The sequence below is a fragment of the Chryseobacterium sp. HMWF035 genome (assembly GCF_003094695.1).
Taxonomy (GTDB): Bacteria; Bacteroidota; Bacteroidia; order Flavobacteriales; family Weeksellaceae; genus Chryseobacterium; species Chryseobacterium gambrini.
Genome location: NZ_QEHP01000099.1, coordinates 1 through 8,302 on the forward strand (window position 1 = coordinate 1; position 8,302 = coordinate 8,302).

Annotated in this window: 5 protein-coding genes; all 5 read right to left on the bottom strand. The window is 31.5% G+C overall.

Annotation, left to right across the window (positions count from 1 at the left end; translation table 11 throughout):
* Positions 1 to 148 precede the first annotated feature (148 nt).
* Complete coding sequence (gene cphA, locus DD829_RS15175; RefSeq protein WP_108411440.1) at positions 149 to 2,776, bottom strand: cyanophycin synthetase; 2,628 nt, start codon at positions 2,774 to 2,776, stop codon at positions 149 to 151.
* Positions 2,777 to 2,979: 203 nt separating this feature from the next.
* The gene (locus tag DD829_RS15180) at positions 2,980 to 4,557 is read right to left on the bottom strand and encodes a DndE family protein (protein ID WP_116547897.1); all 1,578 of its coding nucleotides are present in this window, start codon (positions 4,555 to 4,557) and stop codon (positions 2,980 to 2,982) included.
* The gene (gene dndD / locus DD829_RS15185) at positions 4,538 to 6,649 is read right to left on the bottom strand and encodes a DNA sulfur modification protein DndD (protein WP_116547898.1); all 2,112 of its coding nucleotides are present in this window, start codon (positions 6,647 to 6,649) and stop codon (positions 4,538 to 4,540) included. Before dndD ends, DD829_RS15180 begins: the two co-directional genes overlap by 20 nt.
* Positions 6,646 to 6,825 carry a DNA modification system-associated small protein gene (locus tag DD829_RS15190; protein ID WP_116547899.1) on the bottom strand — a complete coding sequence of 60 codons (180 nt, stop codon included), beginning with the start codon at positions 6,823 to 6,825 and terminating at the stop codon, positions 6,646 to 6,648. The genes dndD and DD829_RS15190 overlap by 4 nt, the downstream gene beginning before the upstream one ends.
* Positions 6,822 to 8,302 (bottom strand): helicase associated domain-containing protein (locus tag DD829_RS15195; RefSeq protein ID WP_116547900.1); only part of this gene is annotated, 1,481 nt, incomplete at its 5' end. The genes DD829_RS15195 and DD829_RS15190, both read right to left, overlap by 4 nt.

Consider the following 8,302-nt stretch of genomic DNA (forward strand, 5'->3'; position numbering starts at 1 on the left):
ATCTCCACCAGTGCTTTTGTCCTCTTCGGATTAACGTGCATAATTTATTAAAATATATCCTGAATTTCACCAACTATTTTTCAGTACATTACCTTTTTGGTTTCGGCGGCATCTTCGATGCCGCCGAAACTTTTAAACTGTATTTACATTATATTTTATCATCTTCAAGCAGTTCTCTTGCCTGATATTCCTGAACCAGATCAATCGCATTCGAAATCACATCACTTAAAGCAGTAATGAATGTTCCTTCTTCAGCCATTCCCATGGCATGTTTTAAGGCGTCAATTTCTTTAGGAATCGTTTCATAGCTTATATTTTTTCCTGAACTCTGCATTCCTTCAATAATCAATCCGTTGATTTCATCTTCCGTTCTTCCGCGAAGATGCTTTTCGTTTCGGATGATGATGTGATCGAACATTCTTCCGGCAATTTTTCCGCATTCTCTGATATCGTTGTCTCTTCTGTCTCCGACTCCCGAAATAATGCCTATTTTTTTTGTAGCTTCTACATTTTTAAGATAATCTTCAATTGCTTCGTAACCTGCCGGATTGTGTGCAAAATCAATTAAAACTTTAAAATTTTTAAACTTAAAAACATTAAGTCTTCCCGGAGTAAGCTGTGCACTCGGAATAAAAGTTCGTAAAGAATTTGATATATCTTCAATTCCGAATCCGTAGAGATAAGATGCTAAACTCGCTGCCAAAACATTCTCGATCATAAATTTAGCCTTCCCTTCCATTGTGATCGGGAAATCTTTTGCCTTTCCGATCCTGATCTTCCAGTCTCCTTTCTTAATGGTGACAAATCCTTCTTCATACACGCAGGTAATCTTTCCTTCTTTTGCAAATTTCCTGATGTGCGGATTGTTCTCGTCCATACTGAAAATAGCTACATTGGAATGAAGATCGTTAACGATTCTCATGGAATATTCGTCATCGGCATTCATCACGCTCCATCCGTTTTTCTTTACGCTGTCCAGCACTACCCTTTTTACTCGGGTAAGATCTTTCAGGTTATGAATATCGTTCATCCCCAAATGATCTTCCTTGATATTGGTTAAAACACCGATATCGCACTGAGAAAATCCTAAACCGGAACGTAAAATTCCACCTCTTGCAGTTTCCAGAACGGCAAATTCTACGGTTGGATCTTTCAGGATAAATTCAGCGGAAAGAGGTCCTGTTGTATCTCCTTTCGTTAACATCGTGTTTTGAATATAAATTCCGTCCGATGTGGTGAAACCTACTCTGTAACCGTTGCTTTTAACAATATGCGAAATTAATCTTGTTGTGGTTGTTTTACCATTGGTTCCAGTTACGGCAATAATTGGGATCGTAAAAGGTTTTCCCTGCGGATACAGCATATCTACAACGGGAGCCGCAACGTTTCTCGGCAACCCTTCACTTGGAGCCAAATGCATTCTGAATCCCGGAGCTGCGTTCACTTCAATGATGGCACCGCCGCTTTCTTTTAAAGGCTGGGTTAAATTTTCAGCCATAATATCAATTCCGCAGACATCAAGACCAATGATTTTTGAAATCCTTTCAGCCATGGTAATGTTTTCCGGATGTACCATATCGGTAACATCTATGGAGGTTCCTCCTGTAGAAAGATTGGCAGTTGATTTCAGATAAACGATTTCTCCTTTCTGCGGAACCGTTTCCAGAGTGTACTGAAGCTTTTCAAGAAGTTCAGTTGTATCTTTATCGATCAGGATTTCAGTTAACACATTTTCGTGTCCGTATCCTCTTCTCGGATCTTTATTTTCTTTATCAATTAATTGCTGAAGGTTCAGTTCGCCGTCTCCCATAACGTGGGCAGGAACTCTTCTTGCGGCTGCAACCATTTTATTATTGATGACCAAAACCCTGAAATCGTATCCTGTAATGTATTTCTCAACAATTACTTTTCTTGAGTATTTCTGAGCGTGTTCCAGACCTATTTTCGCAGATTCCCAGTCGTTTACATTAATTGAAGAGCCTTTTCCGTGGTTTCCGTCCAGTGGTTTGATAACGACAGGATAGCCAATTTTTCTAATGACACTGTTCAGTCCTTCTTCATCAACGACCAAATCTCCTATCGGAACAGGAATTGCCGCATCATGGAGCATTTTTTTGGTTAATTCTTTATTACAGGCAATATCTACCGCAATTGAGCTCGTATTTCCTGTAATGGTCGCCTGAAATCTCTGTTGATTCACGCCATAACCCAACTGAACCAAAGAGTTGGTTCCCAGACGAATCCATGGAATTCTTCGGGAAACGGCTTCTTCCACGATACTTCCTGTAGAAGGACCGAGACGCACTCTTTCCCTTATTTCTTTTAGTTTTTTTATACAGGCATTCAAATCGTACTCTTCCCCTTTTATTAAAGCTTCAGCAATTTTCACCGACTCTTCGGCTGCGTAAATTCCTGCATTTTCTTCGATATAGTTGAATACGACATTATACACTCCCGGAGTTTTTGTTTCACGCGTTCTTCCGAAACCAACGTCCATTCCTGCTAAAGTCTGGATTTCCAAAGCGATATGCTCAATAACGTGTCCCATCCATGTTCCCGTTTCGATACGGTGAAAAAAACCGCCTTCTACTCCTTCGGAACATCTGTGAGAGAACAAAGAGGGAATCAGTTTTTCTATTCTTTCTCTGAAGCCGTCAATTTTATTGGTTGGGAAATTCTCCATTTCTTCGAGATCCAATCTCATCTGTATCAGTTTCTTCCTTCTGATGCTCCAAATGTTTGGTCCCCGTAACGCCTGTATCTTCTCAATTTTCATAGTCTATTTGCATTTTTTTAATAGTTAACAATAACTCCATTTATTCAAAGATAATGTAAAACCCGAAACGAAACTATACCACAGTTAAACATTTATTAAAAAATGAATAAAAAATATTAAAATCTCAATACAATTAAAAAGAATTTAGAGATTTTTAAAAGTTAGTTGCAAATAGTAGGTAGTATAATTGTGCTTTAACATAATTATAATCCTTCATCTCTTTTTGTTTTCCACCATTGTCTAAGTTCTATTATTTTAGGTTCTCCGATGTTTATTAATCCTTTTCCAGAATCTAGTTTTTTGATTTCCGTTTCAAGTTTGTATTTACTGCTTGGTGTTCCTACAAAATTACTGATTGCCTTATAATCTTTGTTTTGAACATTCAAGCAAATTGGTAATTTAACTTGTGAAGCAAAATCAAAATCTTTTGTTTTATAATCTTCAACTCCTTGAGATAACATAACAACAATAACTCCTTTTGATCTTAAAAGTCTCAGTAAATCTTCAAGTGCTTTTCTTGCGTTTTTATTTTTTAGATAAATATGAGCTTCATCAATTACGATTACATATCTAACTGGGAAAATATGCTCTTTCGGTTCGCAGTCATTTGTAGAAGTAAAATATGAATTAAAATATCTGAGCAAAAGGAATACAACTAACTGACGTAATGTGTCAGAAAGAGCTGGTGGTAAATTCAAATATAGACTTTTGCTTAAAACATCAGGATTATTTGGATCACAATTAAAAATGTTAGTAGATAAATCTCTTATTACTGAGTACAAAGTATCTTGTCTAATTCCGTTTTCTTCATAGTAACTTTCTAAATCTACAAATAATTCAGCGATAGTTGGATAGTAACCATTTTTCCTGTCAAGTAAATCATTAATTAAGCTTATCAAAATATTTTCTTGGCTAACACCCATTCTTGGAACGAATGTAGAAATAGTATCTACAAATGCACGAATACTAAAAGGTCTTTGTCTTTCATCTAAATTTATAGATAAGAAAGGATTAAAGTCAACTCCGCCATCATTGACAATATCGACAAATTCAGCTTTTGTTACTTCTAAAAATGGTTTTAGCTGCTCTGGATTTCCTTCTCCTTTATAATCAAAAAATATAAATTTCAATTCATTGTTTGAGTTTTTAGAAATTTGATAAAGAATGTCTTTTATTAGTTGAGTTTTTCCCGAACCAGCCATTCCCGCAATTGCAATATTTCTATTGTCAAATTCTCGAAGATCATTAATTTTAATTACAAGTGGTTCATCATTTTCTGATTTCCCAATTTCAAATGATAACAATTCTTGAAACTCTTTAACTTCTGATTTTTTAACATTATTAGAAATATGAGTTGTATTTGATCTTAAAGTCAATCCCTTTTTTATTGGTTTTAATAGAATATCTATATGATTCCCTTTCGTAATTTCTCCATTTTCTACATTTTCATTCCACATCTTTAAACCGTGATTAAGATGAAGTTTAAAAAGTTTTACAAACTCATCTTCAAAAGTATTTTTACTATAATGTTGATCCAATATTGATTTGTATATAATAACATTTGATGTATCATTGATGAGTGTTCCAAAAAGAGCTTTATCGTCTCTAAATTCTTTTCCATCAGATTTCGGAATATTTTCATTTTCTAAATCAAAATATTTGCCTGTTTGCAAGCTTAATGCAAATGCAATACGAGGAGCAATTCCCTCATTTTTGAAGCCATATAAACTTTTTAGATTATACAGAATTTCATCGTTTTCTTTACTTAATGTTATTCTCATAATTGTGGAAATAGCCGTTTGTTAAATTAGTATTTGCTCCATCATTTACCAAAAGATATGACTTCGCTATATTTTCTGAAATATCTCTAAATCGTTTAGGTGTAATCTCGCTATTGGTTGAAAAAAGTACCACTTGTTCTGATAAAGCAGGATAGTATTTTTTAGTAATACTGTCTCTGTGTTCTTCATCAAGTCTTCCTAATGGTGTATCAATGAAAATTGGTAAACTTTGAATTGATTCATTCAGGATAGCTTTAATTAAACACGAAATGTAAATTTGCTTTTCTCCTGATGATAAACTTTCTTTTCTGATTTCGTTATCGTCTTGGTCAAGTAAAGTAATTTTCATTCCTTGTCCGGAAGCCAAAATTGTAACTTTGACATCTTCAATAAACTTGCTGTTGTTTTCTTCGCTTGAAAGTTTGTGCATCAATGTTTTTAATTCTATAAGAATTGTTTTTTCTAAACTGTCTTTATGTCTGTTCTTTTGTTCTTCTAAAAAAGTATTGAGTGTGTCAATATATTTTTCAGTTTCTTTGATTTTTAATTTGTTTTGAGCGTTAATTTCAACTTTACTTCTAAGTGTTACAAGTTCTTGATTAAATCTAGTTATATCTTTCTTTATTTTATTTATTTGTTGAGTATTTTCACCAATTTTTCTATTGTACTCAGTAGTTTTGTTTTCGGCAGTTTCTTTTTTAGCCAAATAATCTAAAACTATATCATCAACTAAATCTGCATCTACTTTATTAAGGATTTTCATTAATTCAGATTTTCTTGAATTAATGAAATTAAATTCCTCAATAGTACTTTGAAATAAGTCGCTCGATTGAGAATGAACAAGATTAATTGCGTCAGAAATTAAATTCTTTTCAGCGTTATTCAAATCGTGTTCAAATTCCAATTCTTGATAATCACTTTCGGTATTATACAATTCACTTCCTAAACGTTTTGCTTTTTCGTAATAGAAACTTTTGTCCCTGAAAGACATTGTTGAATTTTCAGGATCAGGAGGTCTATTGAAAAGTAATTCAATGAAGTTTTCTATTTTTTCACAATTCTCTATTGATGATTTTTGAGAAATTTCGTTTGCTTCTTGAATATAAATATGCTTTTTTACTTCTTCAAGTTTTCCAGCCAAAATTGTTAAAGGAATAGTTTCGCTTAATTGAGTAAATCTTTCATTAAGCTCTATTTCCTTTGACTTTAATTTATCAATTTCAGTAACTATGCTTTCTCTGTCAAAATTAGAACTACCTTGTTTGCTGTTTTGTGAAATTAAGCTGTCAAATTTTCTAATTTCTTTTTTTAGATCATCTATTTCTTTGAGCTTTTCAGCATTTTCTTCTTCAAGTTTTTCAATTTCCAAATTTGATAACTCAATAGCTTTTTCTTTATCAATTATTTGCTCTTGAAGATTTCTTGTTGCTCCTTCCTTTTTTAAAGTATTAATATAAAACTCAAAATCATCAATTAGTATTTCGTAACTATCTAATCCTAATATTTTTCCAAGTGCATCATTTATAAAACTTCCTTCTTCTTTTATTGATAAATTGGCTATTTCAGCAATTTTTTCTGCATCAAAAAACACAAACTTTGCTGCATCTATTGGAATAATGTAATCGTTGATAAAATTAAACTTGTCTTCTTCATTATCAAATATTTCTATATTTGATATCGGGTCGACAATGGAAAGTTTTTCTTCCGTTGTTGATGTATTTCTTGACCGAATTATCAATACTTTATCTGCATTTGGTGATAGGTTAGAGATTTCGGATAATTCGATTTCTTCAACCAAAATACTAACTGAAAAAGTATCAATTCCTTCTTTTTGTGCAGACCAGTTTATTGATTGTTGCATAAAGGAAGAATAGTTTTTCTCTTTCTGAATTTCTTTCTTGAAATTGTCATCTATTTGAGAAATTTTCTCTCCATACAAACACCAAACAATTGATAGTAAAAAGTTCGTTTTACCATATCCGTTTTTACCACCAATTACTACAATATTCTTTTCGTCATTAGTAAATAAATCAAAATCAACAGTTTGATAATACTGTCTGAAATTGTTGATTTTTATATTGGAAAATTTCATTTTATAGCTTTTTCGATTACATCAACAATTTTTTGCTGATGGTAGTTTATACGTTTTATTTTTTTGGCTTTGACAGAATCTAATAAAGATTCTAAAGATTTGTAATCAACTCCTTTGGTAGAACAAATCTCCTTTAGTCTTTCATTTTGATGTACTTTGTTATCTTTTATTTTCATAAACTTAGATTTTTAAATATTTGACATACTTTTGAAAAATAAGATTTTTCATGATTATCCAGCTCATCATTATCATATAATTTTCTTTGTTTGTAAAAGAATTGATAAAGGTTTTCTTCTCCTTGCTTGTTTGCATCTGGTAATCTTTGCTTATCTTTAATGAATTCAAGAAGCTCATCATATTTCTCTGTTGAGTTTAATCTTCTTCTACCATTTATTAGAGGAAATTTTTCAAAAACTTCAATAATTAGTTTACTTTTTTGTTCGTCTAAATCTCTTATTCTTATTTTTCTTTTTTGAACATTAAGCCACCTATAAAGCCTAATTTCTTCTTCTGGAACTCCATTAGAAAAAGGTAATCTATTTTCAAGTAAAAGAAATTTTTGTAAATCTTCATATCTCTCTTCCCAAGAATTTCGATCAATAATATCAGAGTTTTTTAGTATTTCAAAATCTTCAGAATAATTTTTCTTCTTTAGTCCAACATAAGAATTTTTAAAGAAACTATAGGTTTCAGATTCATCTATTCTAAGGTTATAGTAGATGCTTTTTTCATTGGAATTTGGTCTGTATTTTAATACATGTTCTGTGATTTCTGAAATGTGTTTTGGATTATCAGATTGCTCAAGTAATTCAGTTGAAATACTTCTTATAGTTCCTCCTCTAAAATCCTCTATTTCATTTTCCCATTTTTTTAAGCCAAAAACACTTGTTCTGCCAATCGGTACAAATCCGTCTTTCCTTTTCATTGAAGCACGAACTTTCTTCTCGTCTGTTTCGTAGTTAGGATGTAGCTCCTTTATTTTTTTTGTAATTTCTTCAACTTTAGAAGGTTTTCCGAGATTTTCAAGTGCTTCACAAGAATATTCAAATGCTTGTTTGATTGTGTTTTTTTTGAAAATTATATTATCATCTACATCAAGATATAAAGCAAATTCATCATTGATTATTTTTTCGGCAACAGGAAATGCTGGTTCAATTACTTCTATATCTAAATCATCTATAAATCTCGACAAATAACTTTTTAAATTGAAAGAATAAGTCTCCTCAATTCTATCGTTTAATCTTCTGTCTATATCATTAGCAAATGATATGAAATCAATTTTAGAAAGCTTTTTATTGAATATGTAAAAATTATTCCAGTTATGTCGATTTTTGTTGTTGAAGTATTTAGGCTGCAAAATATCTTCGATATTGCCAATTATTGAAAAATTGTCATTTAAATAAACCGCAAGTATGTAGGAAATAAATTCTTTTGAAAAATTGGTTTTATTTCGTATATTAATTTGACTTACCAGATTTTCCTTTACTTCGATTATATCTAAAGATAAATCAATACCATAATTTTGAAATAAATCATCATTGAAATTTTTAATAAATGATAACTTTTCAAATAATTCATTAATACAATCTTTTCGTATTTGTCTAACACGCTCTCTTGATAAATTATTTTTTATTGCAATTTCTTCAAGAGTTC

Bases quoted from the DNA above. Each gene is read 5' to 3' on its own strand.
- cphA (WP_108411440.1), bottom strand. From the start codon at position 2,776: ATGAAAATTGAGAAGATACAGGCGTTACGGGGACCAAACATTTGGAGC.
- DD829_RS15180 (WP_116547897.1), bottom strand. From the start codon at position 4,557: ATGAGAATAACATTAAGTAAAGAAAACGATGAAATTCTGTATAATCTA.
- dndD (WP_116547898.1), bottom strand. From the start codon at position 6,649: ATGAAATTTTCCAATATAAAAATCAACAATTTCAGACAGTATTATCAA.
- DD829_RS15190 (WP_116547899.1), bottom strand. From the start codon at position 6,825: ATGAAAATAAAAGATAACAAAGTACATCAAAATGAAAGACTAAAGGAG.